This is a genomic window from Chondromyces apiculatus DSM 436 (genome assembly GCF_000601485.1).
Classification (GTDB): Bacteria; Myxococcota_A; Polyangia; order Polyangiales; family Polyangiaceae; genus Chondromyces; species Chondromyces apiculatus.
The window spans coordinates 1-18,932 of sequence record NZ_ASRX01000036.1; the positions used below are offsets into that span (position 1 = coordinate 1).

The 18,932-nt window shown below is 69.8% G+C and carries 10 protein-coding genes; 4 read left to right on the plus strand and 6 right to left on the minus strand.

The window, feature by feature from the left end:
* Nucleotides 1-1,471: 1,471 nt before the first annotated feature.
* Nucleotides 1,472-3,532, plus strand: a complete 2,061-nt coding sequence (locus CAP_RS22375; RefSeq protein ID WP_231511622.1) for a TonB-dependent receptor plug domain-containing protein — start codon at nt 1,472-1,474, stop codon at nt 3,530-3,532.
* Nucleotides 3,533-3,547: 15 nt separating this feature from the next.
* Here CAP_RS22375 and CAP_RS22380 read toward each other — a convergent pair whose 3' ends face one another.
* The 6 genes from CAP_RS22380 to CAP_RS22405 all read right to left on the minus strand — a co-directional run bounded on the left by CAP_RS22380 (nt 3,548) and on the right by CAP_RS22405 (nt 13,909).
* Entirely contained in the window at nt 3,548-4,351 is an 804-nt protein-coding gene (locus CAP_RS22380) for an endonuclease/exonuclease/phosphatase family protein (protein WP_044244453.1), read from the minus strand.
* Nucleotides 4,348-5,547, minus strand: a complete 1,200-nt coding sequence (locus tag CAP_RS22385) for a phospholipase D-like domain-containing protein (protein ID WP_052375659.1) — start codon at nt 5,545-5,547, stop codon at nt 4,348-4,350. The genes CAP_RS22380 and CAP_RS22385 overlap by 4 nt, the downstream gene beginning before the upstream one ends.
* On the minus strand, nt 5,544-7,442 hold the full coding sequence (treZ, locus tag CAP_RS22390) for a malto-oligosyltrehalose trehalohydrolase (RefSeq protein WP_044244455.1): 1,899 nt from the start codon (nt 7,440-7,442) through the stop codon (nt 5,544-5,546). The genes CAP_RS22385 and treZ overlap by 4 nt, the downstream gene beginning before the upstream one ends.
* Nucleotides 7,439-10,687: a malto-oligosyltrehalose synthase gene (gene treY / locus CAP_RS22395; protein WP_052375660.1), complete on the minus strand. Its 3,249-nt coding sequence runs from the start codon at nt 10,685-10,687 to the stop codon at nt 7,439-7,441. The genes treZ and treY overlap by 4 nt, the downstream gene beginning before the upstream one ends.
* 54 nt (nt 10,688-10,741) lie before the next feature.
* Nucleotides 10,742-12,946 carry a glycogen debranching protein GlgX gene (glgX, locus tag CAP_RS22400; protein ID WP_044244457.1) on the minus strand — a complete coding sequence of 735 codons (2,205 nt, stop codon included), beginning with the start codon at nt 12,944-12,946 and terminating at the stop codon, nt 10,742-10,744.
* A 150-nt stretch (nt 12,947-13,096) separates the two neighbouring features.
* Nucleotides 13,097-13,909: a DUF5995 family protein gene (locus CAP_RS22405; protein ID WP_044244460.1), complete on the minus strand. Its 813-nt coding sequence runs from the start codon at nt 13,907-13,909 to the stop codon at nt 13,097-13,099.
* A gap of 447 nt (nt 13,910-14,356) precedes the next feature.
* Here CAP_RS22405 and pepN point away from each other — a divergent pair, with 447 nt between their 5' ends.
* The 3 genes from pepN to CAP_RS22420 all read left to right on the plus strand — a co-directional run bounded on the left by pepN (nt 14,357) and on the right by CAP_RS22420 (nt 18,769).
* Nucleotides 14,357-16,912, plus strand: coding sequence for an aminopeptidase N (gene pepN / locus CAP_RS22410; RefSeq protein ID WP_052375661.1), 2,556 nt, complete (start codon nt 14,357-14,359; stop codon nt 16,910-16,912).
* A 92-nt stretch (nt 16,913-17,004) separates the two neighbouring features.
* Nucleotides 17,005-18,048, plus strand: a complete 1,044-nt coding sequence (locus CAP_RS22415) for a CheR family methyltransferase (protein ID WP_052375662.1) — start codon at nt 17,005-17,007, stop codon at nt 18,046-18,048.
* Nucleotides 18,049-18,064: 16 nt separating this feature from the next.
* Entirely contained in the window at nt 18,065-18,769 is a 705-nt protein-coding gene (locus CAP_RS22420) for a class I SAM-dependent methyltransferase (protein WP_052375663.1), read from the plus strand.
* Nucleotides 18,770-18,932 lie beyond the last annotated feature (163 nt).

Sequence of the window (18,932 nt, forward strand, 5' to 3'; positions counted from 1 at the left end):
GAGGTGGGGGCTGGCGGGGATGGCGTCTCAGAAGCACGTCTCACCTGCGGTCTGGCTGGCGATGAGGCGTGAGGGCGAGCCGCCCTGTGGCGGCGCTGAGGGGTGGGGGGTGACCGGGGGCGGGATGGCGCGCGGTTCGGTGCTCTGGCGCCCCCCGCGGCCACCCCGCGGCACCACCCCCCCACGCGCGCCCGCATCGCGCACGGACACGCAGGGCAGAAGAGGGGGATGGAGAGGTGTCGGCGGTTGGGGTGGAGTCCGGTTGACCCATATCGCCCTCCACCCAGGCCACATCGCCATCCCGGGTAGCCCATATCGCCCTCCACCCAGGGCCACGTTCGCCTTCCGGCAGGCCGACATCGGCATCCTGCCAGGCTGACATCGACCTCCACCCAGGCCGACATCGGCATCCCCGGAGGTTCATTTCAGCTTCCTGCCAGGCCGACATCGGCATCTTGCCAGGCTCACGTCGTCCTCCACCTAGGCCGACATCAGCATCCCCGTAGCCTCATCTCGCCCTCCACCCAGGCTCACGTCGTCCTCCACCCAGGCCGACATCAGCATCCCCGTAGCCTCATCTCGCCCTCCACCCAGGACCACGTCGTCCTCCACCCAGCTCGATGTCGACCTCTACCCAGGCCGACATCAGCATCCTCGTAGCCTCATGTCGTCCTCCACCCAGGCTCACGTCGTCCTTCACCCAGGCCGACGTCAGCATCCCCGTAGCCTCATCTCGCCCTCCACCCAGGACCACGTCGTCCTCCACCCAGGCTGATGTCGACCTGCGGGGAGGCTGACGAGGAGACCCCGGAGCCTCCTTCAGGAGGATCCAACCTCTCCTCCGGGAAGAGCCATCGCGTGTCCTGTCTCGCAGGCAGGACACCTGCGCTCTCGTGTCCTGGCAGAGGGAGCCGCGTGTCCTGATTGGGACACCACCGCGGTTGGGGAGAGGGGTGAACGGGACCTCCTCGTCGACGGTCACCTGGGCCTGAAGCGAGCTCCATGCGTGATCGTCGACCCTCGGTTGTTCCTCGCTCTGCCTCCCCACTGTCTCGGTCTACCTCCACCTGGTAACCCCCACCCAACCAGGAAGCCTCTCTCGGAGCCCCCAGCACCAGGGTGCAGGTGGGGCATGCGGGCGCAGACGGGCGCGCCAGAGCACCGAACCGCGCGCCATCCCGCCCCTGGTTGCTTGAACCTCTCAGCGCCGCCACAGGGCGGCTCGCCCCCACGCCTCACCGCCAGCCAGACCGCTGGTGAGACGCGCTTCTGAGACGCCATCCCCGCCAGCCCCCACCTCCCCCGTGTCTTGTCTCCCCCTGAGCGCCCGCCCGCGCCCGCATACCCCACCTGCACCCTGGTGCTGGGAGCTCCGCAGAGCCAGGTGCACCCCCGCACCGTTTGCCGCTAGCCTGCGCCACCGATGGGAAGGCGTGTGCTGCATCGCGGGACCAGGGCTGGTGCGCTGGCCATGACGCTCGCCGCGTCGACCGCGCTCGCCCAGCAGCCACTGTCCACTTCCCCCGAGAAAACAGCGCCGTCCCAGCAACAGACGCCCGCCTCGCCCGCGCAGGACGCCCCCGGGAGTCCACGGCCCGACACCAGACCTGCACCGGGACGAGCGCCCGAGGCCGTCGAGGTGGTCGTCACCGGCACGAGGACGCCGGAGAGCAGCCAGCGGTCCACGGTGTACACGCAGGTCATCACCAAGGCGGAGGCGGAGCGCCGGGGTGCCACCAACGTGGGAGAGGCGCTCTCGCAGCAGCTCGGGGTGCAGGTGAACCCGAGCGCGTATGGCAGCCTCGGGAGCCCGAGTGCCATCCAGATCCAGGGGTTCGATCGGGACAGGGTGCTGGTGCTCGAAGACGGGGAGCGGGTCATCGGAGACACGGGAGGGGCGATCGACCTGTCGCAGCTCCCGCTCACGGATGTCTCGCGGATCGAGCTGGTCACGGGACCGACCAGCTCCCTCTACGGAACCGCGGCGATCGGCGGGGTGGTCAACGTGCTCAGCGGACCGCCGGCGCAGTTCGGGGCGAGTGGGCGGGTGAGGCTCGAAGGGAGGAGCCGGTGGGGGCTCCTCGCGCAAGGGACGGGGGCGTACCGGGCCGAGGACCTGTGGGTCAGCGCGGATGCCTCGGTGCAGCGGGAGGATGGGCTGGCGCTGGATCCGAACAAGCCGGATCTGTGGCTGCCGGACAGGATGCAGACGCTGCTCGGGATCAAGGCGGGGGCGCCCCTCGGGTCGCGCTCGCAGCTCAGGTTGAAGGCGCGGTGGCTGCGCGACGGGCAGGACACGCTGGAGTCGCAGGAGCTGCCGGGGCTCGACACCTACCTCACGGACGTGCACGAGACGACGCAGCGGGTGACGCTGAACGCCTCGGAGGTCGTAGATCTCGGGGGTGGCTCGAACCTGCGCATGTCGCTGAGCCGGCAGTGGGCGGGGAGGACGCGGAACAGGGACCTGCGGGACTCGCCGGCGGACGAGACGCGGGAGCTGCGCGGGAGCATGCAGAGCTTCGAGGCGACGGCGACGTTCGCGGAGGGGCCACGCACGTGGGTGGTGGGGACGCGGGCGGAGGTGGAGGTCCTGTCGCAGCAGATCCTGCGGTCGGAGGCGACGCCGGACGGGGTGACGACGCGGGAGCTGACGGAGGTGCCGTCGACGAAGCTCGGGAACGGGGCGGCGTATGCGCAGCTCGGGTGGAAGATCGGGGACACGCTGACGGTGCTGCCGGGGGTGCGGGGGGAGATGCACCTCAGGTATGGCGGCGTGGTGGCGCCGCGGCTCGCGGTCGCGTACCGGCCTTCGTCGCGGCTCGGGCTGCGGCTCTCGGGGGGGCGAGGGTTCCGGGCGCCGAGCGGGAAGGAGATCGGGTTCTCGTTCGACCACTCGTACCTGGGCTACCGGGTGATGGGGAATCCGGACCTGAAGCCGGAGGCCTCGTGGGGGGTGAACGGGGACGCGACGGTGGAGGTCGCACAGGATCTCCAGGTGCGGGTGGGGGGGTTCATGAACTGGGTGGACAACCTGATCGACATCGATGTCGAGGTGCCGCTCTCGTCGTCGGGTGGGGTGGACACGTACGCCTACCGGAACATCGCGGAGGCGCGCACGGCGGGGCTCGACGTGCAGGCGACGGCGAAGGTGGGCGGGCTGCGGGCGGAGGTGGGGTACGCCTACCTGTGGACGCGGGACGACACGCACCAGCGCCCGCTGGAGTCGCGGCCGCCGCACACGGTGCAGGCGTCGATCCGCGCGGAGCTGCCGTGGAAGCTTGAACTCGTGCTCAGGTACAGGGCGGTGTCGGATGCGTTCCTGGATCAGGGGCTCAGGACGGTGCCTTTCCAGACCATCGACGCGCGCCTGGCGCGGCCGCTGTGGTCACGGGCGCAGGCGTACGTGGGGACCCGGAACGCGCTCGGGGTGCAGCGGGACGTGCTGAGGCTCGGGGACCAGCGGCCCATGGAGGGGCGCATCGTGTACGCGGGGCTCATCGCCGAGCTGCCCTGGGACGACGAGGAGGATTGAGGGCAGGCTGATCCTTCAGGGCGGCGGGTGGGGCTCCGGGATCAAGCGGAGGTCGGCGAGGACGCCGAGGTGGTCGGAGCCGGCGTAGGGGATGCGGATGCAGCGCTCCACGTGCCAGACGGGGGCGGGCTGGCAGAACACGTAGTCGATGCGGCGAAGCGGCAGGATGGCGGGCCAGGTGCCGCCGCGGGCGCGTGCGGGGTTGCAGCACTTCCAGGCGTCGCGCCAGGCGCCGTGGGTCTCGTGCTCCAGGGCAGCGATGGCCTCTTCGTGGGGAGGCGCGTTGAAGTCGCCGAGCAGGATGGCGCCTGCGCTCCGGGAGCGCTCGCGCTCGGCGCGGATGAAGTCGCCGAGTTCGCGGAGGGTCCGGGCGCGGGCGCGCTGGGAGAGGGAGAGGTGGGTGACGAAGACGTCGATCCGATGGCTCTGGTGGGTGATGCGGCCGCAGAGCGCGACGCGGCGGTTGCCGGCTTCGAGGTAGTCGTGGGGATCGAGGCTCAGGGCCTCGACGGCGCGCTCGTGGACGTCGCGGGCGCAGAGCAGGGCGATGCCCTCGCACGAGGAGAGGCCGATGGGGCGGGCGTGGGCGAAGTAGGCGGTGTAGCCGCCGAGGAGGGCGGCGAGCTCATGGGCCTGGCTCACCTCCTCGTGGCCTTCCCGCGGGGCGCGGACCTCCTGCAGGCCGATGATGTCGGGCCGGATGCGGGCGAGGGTGCGGGCGAGGAGGTCACGGCGATCGGGCCAGGCGGCGGCGCCGCCCCAGAGGTTCTGGGTGAGCACCACGAGGGCGTCGTCGCTTGCGCGGGGGCCGCCGTTCATCCCGGGATCTTGGACTGCCTGGCTGGAGGGCCGAAGAGCACGTCGATGACGCGGAGGCCGTCACAGGCGAGGTGATCGATGAAGCGCTTGTGGATGGGGCGGGCGCGCGCCTTCTCCAGGGTGACCTCGTCGCTCTTGCCGCGGTCGCGCTTGAAGACGGCGGTGAGCTGCTGGATGAAGGTGCGATCGTGAACCCAGACGTTGACCTCGTTGGCGAGGCGCATGCTGGTGGGGTTGGCGTTGAGGGTGCCCACGGTGCAGAGGTCGTCGTCGAAGACGGCATACTTGGCGTGGAGCGTACCGTGCGCGTACTCGAAGATGCGCAGGCGCTGGTTGATCCAGTAGGCGTAGTCGGCGCAGGCGGCGCGGCGGATGATGGGCAGGTCGGTGGTTCCGGTGGCGATGACCTGCACGTCGACCCCGCGTGCAGCCGCGTCGAAGAGGGCGTCGCGCATCTCGGCGGGCGGGTAGAAGTAGGCGTTGCACATCCACACCCGCGACCTGGCGCGCCGGATGGCGTCGAGGTAGCGCTCGTAGACTAGGTCCTCTTTGCCGGGGGCGTCGGCGAGCAGCTCAAGGTCGGGGTACTTGCCGCCGCACGTGTAGTCGCAGGGCTCCTCGTTGTCGCCGTTGGCGTCGGCCCAGCGCATCTCGAAGAGGTGCGCGAAATCCTCCACGCAAGGGCCTTCGAGCTGCATACAGACGTCGTGCCACCCCTGCCCGCCGAGCTCGCGGGGGAGCCACTCGTCGCCCCAGGCAGCGCCGCCCGTGTAGGCGTGGTCGTCGGCGACGATGACCCGGCTGTGGTCACGAGGGAACAGGCTGCCGCGCCCGAAGACGAGGTGCGCGGGCCTGTAAGCGCGCACGTCGATGCCGCGGCAGCGCATCTCGTCGAAGAAGGCGGGGTCGGTCTCCTGGGAGCCCAGAGGATCGTAGATCATCCGCACGTCGACGCCGCGCTGGGCCGCGAGGGCGAGGGTGTCCGCGAAGCCGCGTCCGAGCTTGTCGTCGCGGTAGATGTAGGTCTCGATGAGGAGACGACGCCGTGCACGCTTTGCATCCCGCTGGATGGCGGTGAGCATCACGTTCATGTCGGGGAGCAGCCGCAGCTTGTGCTGCGCGGTGCGGATGGTCGGGGGGAGCGGATCGTCTTCGAGCACCTCCAGCGGGGCCGGGGTGACTGCGGAGCTGTTCATGGGATGACCTCGAGGATGAGGGCCGCAGGGCCCGGGAGCGTCACCTTTCCGGAGGCGGGCGACGGGTGCTGGGCATCGCCACCGAAGCGTGGTTCCTCGCTGTAGGCGAGGATGTGCGGTTTGTGCCCGCCGAGGTCGATCTCGACAGGGCCGCGCAGACTGACCAGCAAGACCAGGGCCACTCCGTCCGCGCGCCGTTCGAGCCTCACCGCGTCGACGCCCACCGGGTCGGCGCTGAAGCTGCCGCGGGCACGTCGCGCGAGGGCGGGGTGCTGGGCGCGCAGGGCGCCGAGGGCCTGGTACCAGGCGAGGACACCGGCGTGCGGGGCGCGCTCACGCTCGGACCAGTCGAGCTTGGAGCGGAGGAAGGTCTGGACGTCCTGGGGGTCGGGGACCTCGGGGCCAGCGAAGGAGGAGAAGCTTCCGAACTCCTTGCGGCGGCCCTCGGTGACCCGTCGGCCCAGCTCCGGCTCGTGGTCGGTGAAGTACTGGAAAGGCGTCGAGGCGTTCCACTCCTGGCCCATGAAGAGCAGCGGGGTGTACGGGCCGAGCAAGAGAAGGGCGCTCATGGCCTTGTAGGCCGAGGGGGTCACCCGCTCGAAGAGGCGATCGCCCGTGGCGCGGTTGCCGATCTGGTCGTGGTTCTGGATGCAGTGGACAAGGCGCGCGGGCGGCAGGCCATCGGCAGGGGTCCCGCGGGGAGCGTTGTGGAAGCGCGAGAGCTGGCCCTCGTAGAGCCAGCCGTGCTGGAGGGCCGCGGCGATCTCGGCGGCGGTGCCCGCGTAGTCCGAGTAATAGCCGTCGCGGTCGCCCGCGAAGGCGGCGCGGACGCTGTGGTGGAAGTCATCGGCCCACACGCCGTCGAGGCCGATGCCGCCCTGGGAGGCGGGCGTGACGAGGCGCGCGTCGTTGCGCTCGTCCTCCGCGATGACCACCACGGCGCGCCCCTCGCCAGCCGCATGGGCGGCGGCGGCGATCTCCTGGAGCAGGTGGGTCGGCGCGTCGTCGACGAGGGCGTGGGTCGCGTCGAGGCGGAGGCCATCGGCGTGGTAGTCGCGGATCCACATCGCCGTGTTGGCGAGGAAGAAGGCGCGCACCGCGGCGGAGCCCTCGTCGTCGAGGTTGAGCGCGTCGCCCCAGGGGGTCTGGTGCTTGTGGGTGAAGTAGTGCGTCGAGAAGGCCCGCAGGTAGTTCCCGTCGGGGCCGAAGTGGTTGTAGACGGCATCGATGAGCACCGCGAGGCCCTCGCGGTGGGCGGCGTCGATGAGGCGGCGCAGGCCGTCAGGGCCGCCGTAGGGTGCGAAGGGCGCGAAGAGGCTGACGCCGTCGTATCCCCAGCCGCGCGCGCCAGGAGCGCTCGCCAGGGGCATCAGCTCGATGGTGGTGACGCCCAGCGCGCGGATGTCGGCGAGGCGGCCGATGAGGGCGTCGAAGGTCCCCTCGGGCGTGGCGGTGCCCACGTGCACCTCGTAGATGACCAGCTCTTCGAGCGACTTGCCCTTCCAGTCCGTATCGGTCCAGGGGAAGGCGGCGTCCCAGAGCGCCGAGGGGCCGTGCACACCGTGGGGTTGCGCGCGGGAGCATGGATCGGGGAAGGGGCCTTCGCCGTCCACCCGCAGCTTGTAGAGGGCGCCGGGCCCGAGGCCCGGGATGCGCGCCTCGAAGTAGCCTTTGCCGGTGTCCTCGGCCTGAGCGCCCGATGCGTCAGGCGTTGCCGATGCGCCCGGCGCTCCCGATACGCCTGTAGAGAGCGGCGTCGCCGCGATCTCGCGCTGGATGGTCTTGCCGTCCTCCGCGAAGAGGACGACGTCGATCCGGGTGTGCTCGGGCGCCCAGACCCGGAACCATGCCTCCCCGTCTTCCAGCCACGCTCCCGTACGCAGTGTGGTGCTCATGCCGCTCCTTGGTCGAGACCCCGTGCGAGCAGTGCGACGGGAAGGGTGTGCAGGATGCCGTCGAGGGACAGCGACGCCCCCGCCTGCGCATCGTTGGCAGCCTCCTTCGGGGCGTCCTGCCGCGCTTCCTCCGGCATGTCGACCGCACGGATGACGGCGCCGGTGAGCAGGTCGGTGTAGCGCGCCCCGGACTCGGTCGGGATCCAGGTGCCGCGCCAGACGTCCCCGAGCGGCGGCGCGCACTTGCCCTCCATGAGCTTGGCGGTGAACCTCGGCGCGACGACCACGATCTCGCGATCACCGGCGCGGCGGGCGAAGGCGACGACGTGGTCGGCGCGCTCGCCACCGGCCATGAGCGGGACGTAGGCGCCGACGTCTCCGAAAAGCTCGGGCGCGCGGCGCCGGGCTTCGAGGGCTCGGTGGATGACGAAGAGCTTGATGTGCCCGTCCTCGGCGCGCTCGAACAGCTCCTTCGCGAGCGCCGCGAGCCCGGTGGGCTCTCCGGAGCGGGCGCGGATCTCGGCGAGCGCCCTGGCGCGCACCTCGAAGTCGACGGGCCTGCGGTTGTCGGGATCGACCAGGCTGTCGTCCCACAGCTCGGTGCCCTGATAGAGGTCGGGCACGCCGGGGGAAGTGAGCTTGAGCAGCACCTGCGACAGCGCGCCCCACATGCCGTGGTAGGCGGCCACGCGGGCGACGGGCAGGATCTCCTGGAGCGCCGCCGAGGGTGCGAGCAGGGTGCGCACGAACGCCTCCACCGCCGCGTCGTAGTCGGGGCTCGGCTGGATCCACGAGGTGTTCACCTTGGCCTCCTTGGTGGCCTTGCGCATGTACGCGACGACGCGATCCACGTACGTGGCGAGGGCGTCTCCCTCGGGGAGGCTGGGCCCCTTCGCGTCGAGCAGCGGCACGAGCGGCATGCTGCCGATGAGGGTCTGGTAGAGCAGGTACTCCTCGTTGGGGTCGGGCGCGGGCCGGCCGTCGACGTCGGCGCGAGGGCCCACGGTCGCGGCCGTGGCGTGCGCCAGGGCCTCTTCCCAGGCCCCGGGCACCTCGCTCAGCACGCTGATGCGCGCGCGCACGTCCTCGCTCCGCTTGGTGTCGTGCGTCGAGGTGCCGAGCAGCCCGTTCGGCCAGGCGCGCTGCCGCGTCGCGTTCTCCCGGTGGAAGGCGGCGATGCTCAGCCCGTAGCGCTCGGGCTCGCCGCCCACCTCGTTGAGCGAGACCAGGCGGTTGTAGATGTAGAAGGTGGTGTCCTCCAGGCCCTTGGCCATGACCGGGCCGCTGAGCTGCTGGAACTTCATCACGAACTCGCGCCAGAGCGCGCGGTCCCTGTCGCTGACGTCCTGCGCAGGGTCGAGCGTCAGCACGGAGCGGACGAAGGAGAACACCGAGCCCTCGGTGGTGGGGTTCCGGCGGCGCGCGACGCCGATGGCCCGGTGGATCGCCACCCGGTCGTGATCGGAGAGGGTGGTGGTGCGCTCGTTGATGTAGGTGCGGTAGACGGGAAAGCAGGCGATGACCTCGCGCAGTGCGTCCGTGAGCGATCCCAGGGTGAAATCCCGGAGGTGCCGGTCACGCTCGGTGATGCGGTTCAGCGCGTGCGCGAGCACGTTCAGCTCGCTGGAGAGCGACGAATTGAGGATGAGCTGCTTCTTCTCGTAGACGAGATCCTCGAAGTCGTGGCGCTCGCCGATGAACCGCTCGTAGGTGGTGGTCATGGCCGCCTCGCTCGCGGGGTCGACGAACAGGGCCCCGACGCTGCGCCCGAACTCGTAGCCGCTCGTGCCGTACACTGCCCACTCGTCAGGCAGGGTCTCGCCGCGGGAGAGGATCTTCTCGACCACCAGGTAGAGCTTCCGGGAGGCCACCGAGCGGGGGTCTGCCTGGAGGCGGGCGTCGTAGCGCGCGGCGAACTCCAGGGTGGGGGGAGACGCCGTGGGGGAGGACGGACGAGGCGAGGGAGCCCCGCCGCCCTGACGCTCGCGCGTGGGCTGAGAGGTGGGCTGCGTCGTGGCCTGAGTCGTGGACTGCAGCGCGTACGTCGCACAGCGGGCGAGGAAGTAGCTGCGCTGCAGCGCGCTGAAGTAGCCGATGGGATCCCACAGGCCATCGGGGTGGTCGATGCGCAGACCGGTGAGCTGACCCGAGGCGAACAGCTCGATGATGAGCCGGTGCGCCGCCTCGTACACGGCAGGGTTCTCCATGCGGATGGCCGCCAGGTCGTTGATGTCGAAGAAGCGCCGGTAGTTGATCTCCTCGGCCGCCGTGCGCCAGTAACTGAGCCGGTACGCTTGCTCCTCCAGCATGCGATCCAGCGCGTCGAAGGAGCGCGGCTCGCCGACGGTGCCGTTCATCCGGGCGATGCCCTCGCGGAGCGCGCGCTCCACCGCCGGCATCTCCGCGACGAGGTTTGCGAGCCTCCGCTTCAGGATCTCCTTCTCGCGCCGGCGCTCCATGACTCGGGAGCGCTGGGTCTCGGTGCGGACCGGGAGGTTGCGCAGGCCAGTGAGAATGCTGAGCAGCTCCATCACCGCGTCGTGCTCCGCGCCGAGCTTCTCGGAGAGGAGCGGCACGAGCGGCTCCAGGATCGTGGTGTAGGTGCGGGGGTTGAGGGGGAAGCGGTTGTCGTAATAGCGCAGGAAGAACGCCCCCCCGTCGCTCTCCACCCGGAGCTCGCCGCGCTCGAGCACGTGGCCGTAATGGTCGCCGAGAATAGGCAGGAGCACCTTGTTCCGGAGCTCGGGTTTCACCGGATCCCAGTCGATGTCGAAGTACGGGGCGTGAAGCGAGCTCGGCCCGTTCTCCAGGACGTCGGCCCACCAGGCGTTCTGGGAGACGCCGATGCCCATGTGGTTCGGGACGAAGTCGAGAACGAGGCCCATGCCGTGCTCGCGGAGGGTGGCAGAGAGGGTGTCGAGGTCCTCGCGCGTGCCGATCTCCGGGTTGAGCGCGTTGTGGTCGGTCAGGTCGTAGCCGTGATTGCTCCCCGGCATCGCCTTGAAGAAGGGGGACGAGTAGAGGTGGCTCACCCCGAGGTCGGCGAGGTAGCCCGCCCACCGCCGCGCGTCCTGAAAGGTGAAGCCGCCGTTGAGCTGCACCCGATAGGTGGCGCGGGGGATGTCGGCCACGAGCTGCGCCGAGACCTCGTCGATGACGCGCTCCGCCGTCGCCACCTGTTCGAGAGACACGCGGTCTGCCTCGTCACTCCCGTCGCCGAACTCACCTCCCCAAGGTTGCTTCATGGATCTCCCGTTCCTCGTCTCGCCAGGGCACGCCCTGCGCGCCGGTTGCTCTGATCATGCGGTGCGCTCGATGCGCCGCAGGATCGCCATCGAGCGTCCGATCAGCCGGAACCTGTCCGCTGCCCTGGAGGGAGGCACGCCTTCCTCCGGGGGCAGGGCGGTCGCCGTGTCCAGCGTCAGCGCCCACCGCTCGCCCCATTCGATGTCGGGGAGCACGAAATCGAGCGCTCTGTCGCTCGCATTGAGCAGAAAAAGAAGGGTGTCACCGGTGACGCGCCCGCCACGGGGGTCGAGATCGGGGATGGCGTCCCCCCCGAGCAGGACGGCGAGCGCCCGGGTGTGAGGCAGGTGCCAGTCCTCGCCGGTCATCTCCTGGCCATCGGGCCTGAACCAGACGATGTCCCTCTGGCCGCTGCCGTGCACGTTGCCCCCCGAGAAGAAGGAGCGGCGTCGGAGCACCGGCTGGGAGTTGCGGAAAGCGACGAGGCGAGCCGCGAAGTCGAGGAGCGCCTGCCGGGGCGCATCGAGGTTCCAGTCGAGCCAGGAAAGCTCGCTGTCCTGACAGTAAGCATTGTTGTTGCCCTGCTGGGTGTGGCCCATCTCGTCGCCGGACAGGATCATCGGCACGCCCTGAGAGACCAGCAGCGCGGTGAGCAAGTTGCGCTTCTGCCGCTCGCGCCGTTCGAGGATGTGGGGATCGTCCGTCTCGCCTTCGACGCCGTGGTTGTCGCTGTGGTTGTGGTCGTTCCCGTCGCGGTTCTCCTCGCCGTTCGCCTCGTTGTGCTTGTGGCTGTAGGCGCAGAGGTCGTGAAGGGAGAACCCGTCGTGCGCGGTGATGAAGTTGATGCTCGCCTGGGGGCGCCGCCCGCTCAGCTCGAAGAAGTCGCTGGAGCCGGTGAGCCGGTAGCCGATCTCCGCGGCCAGTCGGGGCTCCCCCTTCCAGAACCTGCGCATGCCGTCGCGGTAGCGGTCGTTCCACTCCGCCCAGCGGATGGGAAAATTGCCGACCTGGTAGCCTCCTTCGCCCACGTCCCAGGGCTCGGCGATGAGCTTCACGCCAGCGAGCACCGGATCCTGGTGAACGGCGGCGAAGAACGCTCCGACGCGGTCCACGCCATGGGCACCGCGGGCGAGGGTGGAGGCGAGGTCGAAGCGGAAGCCGTCGACGTGCATCTCCGTCACCCAGTACCGCAGGCTGTCCATCACCAGCATGAGGACCTGGTGGTGGCGCGTGTTGAGGCTGTTGCCGCACCCCGTGTAGTCGCGGTACAGGCGCGGTGAGCGCGGCTCGAGGCGGTAGTAGGTGCGGTTGTCGATCCCGCGCATGCCGAGCGTGGGCCCGAGGTGGTTGCCCTCGGCGGTATGGTTGTAGACGACGTCGAGGATGACCTCGATCCCGGCGGCGTGGAGGGCGCGCACCATCCGCTTGAACTCGACGATCTGCTCCCCACGCCTGCCGCTCGATGCATAGCGGCCCGCGGGCGCGAAGAAGGAGAGGGTGTTGTAGCCCCAGTGGTTCTGGAGTCCCCGCGCCCACAGCTCGCGCTCGGAGACCATCTCGTGCACCGGCAGGAACTCGACGGCGGTGACTCCCAGGCGCTTGAGGTGGGCGATGGATGCCTCGGAGGCGAACCCGGCATAGGTGCCGCGCAGCGCTTCGGGGACACCGGGGTGGCGCATGGTGAAGCTCTTCACGTGCACCTCGTAGAGGATGGTGTCCTGCCACGGCGTCCTCGGCGGGCTGTCGCCAGTCCAGTCGAAGGCAGGGTCCACCACCACGCACCTGGGCGCTCCCCAGGCGCTGTCGCGCGTGCAGGGAACGAGGTCGTCTTCGGGCGCCGCCTGGCGATCGAAGCCGAACAGGGGTGCCCGCCAGTCGGGTTCGTTGGCGATCGCGCGCGCGTAGGGATCCACGAGAAGCTTGTGCGGGTTGTGGCGCTGGCCCGAGGCCGGGTCGTACGGCCCGTGCACCCGGAAGCCATAGAGCTGGCCGGGGGCAAGGCCAGGCACGTAGCCGTGGAAGACGTGCGCCGTGCGCGCAGGGAGGGTGATGCGTGCGCGCTCGTGGACCGTTTCGCGCGCCGGTTTCTCGCGGCCCTCGCGACGGCCCTCGCGGCGGCCTTCGTGGGCCGCCTCTTCATCGAACAGACACACCTCCACCCGGGTGGCGCTCTCCGAGTAGAGGGCGAAATTGACCCCGGAGCCGTCGTAAGTGGCGCCGAGAGGATGGAACGTGCCAGGCCAGACGCGCGCGCTCATGGGGGAGGCGGACTCTACGATGCACGTTCTCGCGGGAACGTCGCGTCGCGTCGAGTGAAAAGCGCTTTGACGCGCGGCGCTGTGCGCGACGCGTCTTCCTTGGAGCGCCCGGGAGCTGTGACTTTCAGGTCAGGCAGGAAATAGAGAGGCTCAGGCGGCAAGGCCGGCAAGGGCGGCGATGCGGGCACGGGCTCCCTGGAAGAGCGGCCGACCAGCGACGTAGGCGGCGCTCGGGAGCACGATGGCGCGGCCGATCCAGGCAGCGCGCCGACCCATCGCCTCGACGATCTCCTCGCGCTCCTCGGCAGTGTCGGCGTTCAGCATGGCGAGGACCGTGTCCCAGACCTGGGCGCGCCACTGGCGGAGCATGAACATCGCGAACCAGCGGGCCGAGGTCTTCGCGCGCTGGTAGACGACCTCGGTCACCGAGCAGCGGTGCCGCTCGATGAGCAGCTCCAGGGTCTCGTACACGGCCCCGTGGAGGATCTCGTTCACCTGGTCGTGGTCACGCTTGTAGCGGGCCAGCATGCGCTCGTCCTTGGCATGGCCGAACTCGACGATGGTGTCGTGAATCCCGATCGCCAGGTCGTAGTTGATGTGCGCGCTCAGCCCGAGCAGCGCCTCCTGGACCGGGAGGCTGGCGCCCTGGGGGCCGTAGTGGTGGGCGAGCTTCCAGGCCTCACAGGTCTGCGTGTCCCCCGAGAAGCTGCGGCTCACGGTCTCCAGGTACATCTCGCAGAAGCGCCCTGCGAGTCGCGAGATCCACTCCGGCTCCAGATACATGCCGCCGTCGGAGCGGGTGACCTGCTCCGCCACCCGGCGGGTGATGACCGCATACACATCGGGGAATGCGGCGCGGGGATCACCCTCGCTTCGCAGCAGGTCTGCGACGGCATCCAGAGCGCGGAGCGCCTCCACGGCGTTCCTCGGCTGCTCATCGATCCTGCTCCCATCGAGCTTCATGACTGCTACCTCCGAGTCCCTTCGAACTGCGACGAATCGCCTGAATATCGTGCCTCGATCGCTCACTTGACCTGCTTGGATTTTGGAGTCCGGTTTCCTCTTCCGAGCCAGGTCGGGTCGCCATCTGGTGACTTCGTAAGGAGCGCCCCGAGTGACCAATCTGTCGTTTCGCAGGTCATTCGCGGCTGGTGCGCCCATCACCATGGGCGCGGTCGCGGTGCGTGGCCTGCGGTCGACGACCAGAGCCTCTTGCACCCCCCGTTCCGCTCCCGATCGGTCCCGAATCGGCAGTTTCGTCACGCCCCTGCTGCGCGGACCCTGCCCTGGGCAGGTGCCGCCGCCCCTGGCGGCGTGCAGAGCCGGAACTGTCTGGTCGCCTTGTGCAAGCTCAGCCTAGGCTGTGACCCCATGATGGCGGTCCAGAGTACGAATGGGGGCGGTAGAGACATGCTCACCCAGCAGCACGCCGGGGAGCGCGCCGCTCGGGTCGATGATGTCCGCTATGAGCTACGGCTCGACATCGAGCACGGAGCCTCTTCCTACAGGGGTGAGGTCACCGTGCAGTTTCGCGCCACCGGGAGCGGCGACACGTTCCTCGACTTCAGGGGTCGGCAGGTCGAGCGGCTGGAGATCAATGGCACGGAGCTGACGCCAACCTGGGCGGACTGTCGTTTGATCCTGCCCGGCGCGCACCTCACTCCCGAGACCCGCGTGCGGGTGGTCTACCAGAACGACTTCGACCATACAGGCGACGGCTTTCATCGGTTCGTCGACCCTGAGGACGGCGAGACGTACCTGTTCACCGACTTCGAGCCTTACAGCGCGCACCGGCTCTTTCCCTGCTTCGATCAGCCCGATCTCAAGGCCACGTACCGGCTCACGGTCACGGCGCCGGCAGGCTGGGAGGTGGTGAGCAACGCCCCAGTCGACAGGACGGAGCCCGCGGCGGACGGGCGCACCACCCACTGCTTCCAGGAGACGTTGCGCTTCAGCACCTACCTGTTCGCGCTCGTCGTCGGCCCTTACCACGCAGTCCGGGACGAGTACCGCGGCATCCCCCTCGGCCTCTTCTGCCGCCGCTCCCTCGCGCGCCACCTCGACCCGGACGAGGTCTTCACGATCACTCGACAAGGCCTCGACTTTTACCCGGACTTCTTCGACTACCCTTACCCGTTCAAGAAGTACGACCAGCTCTTCGTCCCCGAATACAACGCAGGGGCCATGGAGAATGTGGGGGCGGTGACCTTCAGTGAACGGATGATCTTCCGCGACCCGCCCACCGCGCACCAGCGTCTCTCCCGGGCGGAGGTGATCCTCCACGAGATGGCGCACATGTGGTTCGGCGACCTCGTCACCATGCGCTGGTGGAACGATCTGTGGCTGAACGAGAGCTTCGCGACGTACATGTCCTATCTGGCGCTGGAGCACGCCACGCGGTTCGGGCCGGATGCATGGACCTCCTTCAACGGGATCAAGGGCTGGGCCTACCGTCAGGATCAGCTCTGCACGACCCACCCCGTCGCCGGCGAGGTGCCCGACACCGATCACACCTTCCTCAACTTCGACGGGATCACCTACGGCAAGGGCGCTGCGGCCATGCGGCAGCTCGTGGCGGCAATCGGCCTCGACGCATTCCGTGAAGGCATGCGTCGCTATTTCCGGCGTCACGAGTTCGGCAATGCGTCACTGCGCGATTTCCTCGACGCAATCGCCGTCCCCGTGGGCGGGCGGGCGCTCACCGACTGGGCGCACCTCTGGCTGGAGAAGCCTGCGCTGAACACGCTGCGCGCAGACGTCACGATCGAGGGCGAGCGGATCACGCGCCTCCGTCTGCAGCAGGAGGCGCCGCCCGAGCACCCCACGTTGAGGCCCCACCGGGTGGATGTGGTGCTCGGCTGGGACAAAGGCGGCACGCTCACGCTGGAGGCGCTCCCCGCCTTCATCGACGGCGCGGAGGTGGATGTCCCGGCGGCCGTCGGACGCCCCGCGCCAGCGCTGGTCTTCCCGAACCACCAGGACCTCACCTTCGCTCAGGTTGCCCTCGATGCGAGGACCCTCGCGTACGTCAGGGCAAACCTGGAGGGTGTACACGACCCTCTCCTCCGACAGCTCCTCGGGGCCTCCCTGTGGAGCATGGTCCGGGACAGACAGCTCTCGTCGCTCGAGTACCTCGCCCTGCAACGGGAAAAGCTCCCCCTCGAGCCCGATCTCGAGCTCACCGAAACCACGCTGGGGCACGCCACGCTCTGCCTCTCGCGCTACGTCCCCGAGGAGGAGCGCGCCGCCGCGGCCTCGGCGCTCTGCGAGGTGGCGCTGCGCGGCATCGGCACCGCGCCTCCCGGCGACGCGCGCCTCACCTGGGCCCGCGCCCTGGTGAACGCCGCCTTCAGCCCGGAGGATCTGCGGCTCGCCGCCGACCTGTGCGACGGCGCGCGCGGCATCGGGGAAGTGCCGGTCGATCAGGACATGCGCTGGACCGTGGCCACCAAGTGGATTGCCCGCGGGATGCCTGGCGCCGAGGAGCGCCTCGCCGAGGAGCGTCGCCGCGACGTGTCCGATCGTGGACAGCGCGCCGCGTTGCGCGCCGAGGTCGCGCGGCCCGATGCCGGTGCCAAGGCCGCCGCGTGGGAGCGCTTCCACGGTGAGGGCTTCGGATCGCTCCACCTCACCACCGCGGCCATGTCCGGCTTCGCCTGGTCCTTCCAGCGCGAGATCCTCCTGCCGTTCAGCGAGGCCTTCTTCGAGCAGGTGGTCGGCGTCTTCGCCTCCAGGCCGCCCGAGCTCGCCCGTGCCTACGTCAACCACCTCTTCCCAGCATGGCGCGTGGAACCTGCAGTCCTGGAGCGCTCCGCCGCGCTCCTCGCCTCGCTGAACGGTGAGCACCCCATCCTCGCGCGCATGCTCCGCGAGGCCAACGACGACCTCGCCCGATCCATCGCCTGCCGCGCACACGCCCTTCAGGTGCTGTCGTCCTCCTCACCGTCCGGTGCCGTCACGACGTGATCCAGGTTGGAACGCTGCTCCATTTCGAGCAGAGTGGTCCTGATCGGCGGGGGGACCGGCCTGCGGGCCCCCGAGCACCAGACACCGACCCGATGATCGAGCTGCACCGAGCGCGCGCCCCCCAGAGCTCCTCCGGGAGAGAAGGATACGGGAGCGCCTCGTCGTCGCCGGCTTCGCTCCCCCTCCCCTCCTTCCTCCCGCCGCCCCTCGTCCCCCCTTCTCCATTCTCCCTACCGCCTCCGCTCTCCCTGCCGCCTCCGCTCTTCCGTGCCTTCCGTGAGCTCGCCGCAGAGCAGTGCGGCATTAGGCTTCGCGACGGCAAGGAGACGCTGGTCGCCACGCGCATCGCAGGCCGCATGTCCGAGCTTGGACTCGTCGACCCTGCCGCGTACCTGGCCCGCCTGCGCGCCGACCCCTCGGGCGTGGAGATGGTGCGCTTCCTCGACGCCCTCTGCACGACCTTCACGGGCTTCTACCGTGACGCCGAGCACTTCACGCTCCTCGCCGGCGAGGCTGGGCGCCATGCGTCCAGGGACGGGCGCCAGATGCGGGTGTGGTGCGCAGCCACGGCGAGCGGGGAGGAGGCCTACAGCGCCGCGATCACCCTGAGCGAAGCCTTCGGTGGCGACGACGAGGCCTACCGGATCCTGGCGACGGATCTCTCGACGAGCGCCCTCGCCACCGCCGTCGCTGGCCGCTACACCGAGCAGCAGGTCGCCCCCGTCCCCGAGCGGCTCCGCGCCAAGTACTTCACCGCCGTCCCTCCCGCGACGCCCGCTGGTCCTCCCTCCGCGCTGTCTCCCGGCGCCGTCACGGCTGCGGACCCGGGGGCATCCTCGCCCGCGGCGCCTGGCCTCTACGAGGTCTCCCAGCGCCTGCGGGAGCGCATCCTGTTCACCCGCATGAACCTCACGACGGCGCCTTTCCCTCACCTGCCACACTTCGACGTCATCCTGTGCCGCAACGTGATGATCTACTTCGACGTCCAGCTCCGGCAGCGCCTCCTCGACGATCTCACCCGCCTGCTCCGCCCCGGCGGCCTCCTCCTCGTGGGGCACGCCGAGACGCTCACCGGGCTCGCCTACCGCCTCAACCAGGTGCGCCCCTCGGCCTTCCGCAAGCCGCGCGGCTACTGACCTCGCGCGGAGAGCCATGCGGGCACAGATCGGCAAGACCCTCGTCGACCTCGGTCCTGCAGAGCTGCGCGCGCGGCTCGAAGGCCACGCTCACGTGCTCATCGACGTCGGCACCGGCGATGGTCGCTTCGTCTACCGCTGGGCCAGCGCGAACCCGGACACCCTGTGCATCGGCATCGACGCCGTGGGCGAGCGCATGCGCGAGGTCTCCCACCGCGCCTCCCGCAAACCCGCGCGCGGCGGCCGCCCCAACGCCCTGTTCATCGTCGCCTCGGCGCAGGCGCTCCCGGAGGAACTCGACGGCCTCGCCGACACCCTGACCATCAACTACCCGTGGTCATCGCTCTTCACGGCCCTCGTCCTGCCAGATCCCGAGGTCCTCGCCGGTCTCCGGCGCCTCGTTCGCCCTGGCGCGGAGCTCGTCACGCTCCTCAACCAGAGCGTGCTCGACGACCGCCCTTATGCCGAGCGCCTCGGCCTCCCTCCCCTCACCGACGAGCGGGTCGAGGCGGAGCTGCGCCCCGCGTACCTCGCCGCAGGCTTCGAACTCCGCGAAAACCGCCTCCTCGACGGCGACGCGCCCCACCAGACCTCGTGGGGTCAGCACCTCACCCTTGGCTCCGGCCGGCGTACCCGCCTCGTGACGGCCCAGGCGGTCGCGGCTGCGTCCACACCGGCAGGCGCGAGCGCCGCAGCGTCGGGGGCGGCGGAGAGCGTCTGAGCGCAAACGTCGCCAGCATTGTGCCGACAAACTCATCATCTCCGGGGTGCTGCGCCGGAGGACGCGGGTCATACTCACCCGCGCGGGGAGGGCGCAGGAGACGCTGAGGGGGTGGTTCCCCTGCAGCGCTCCTCCGAGCATGTCGGCTTTGCGCCCGCGCGCC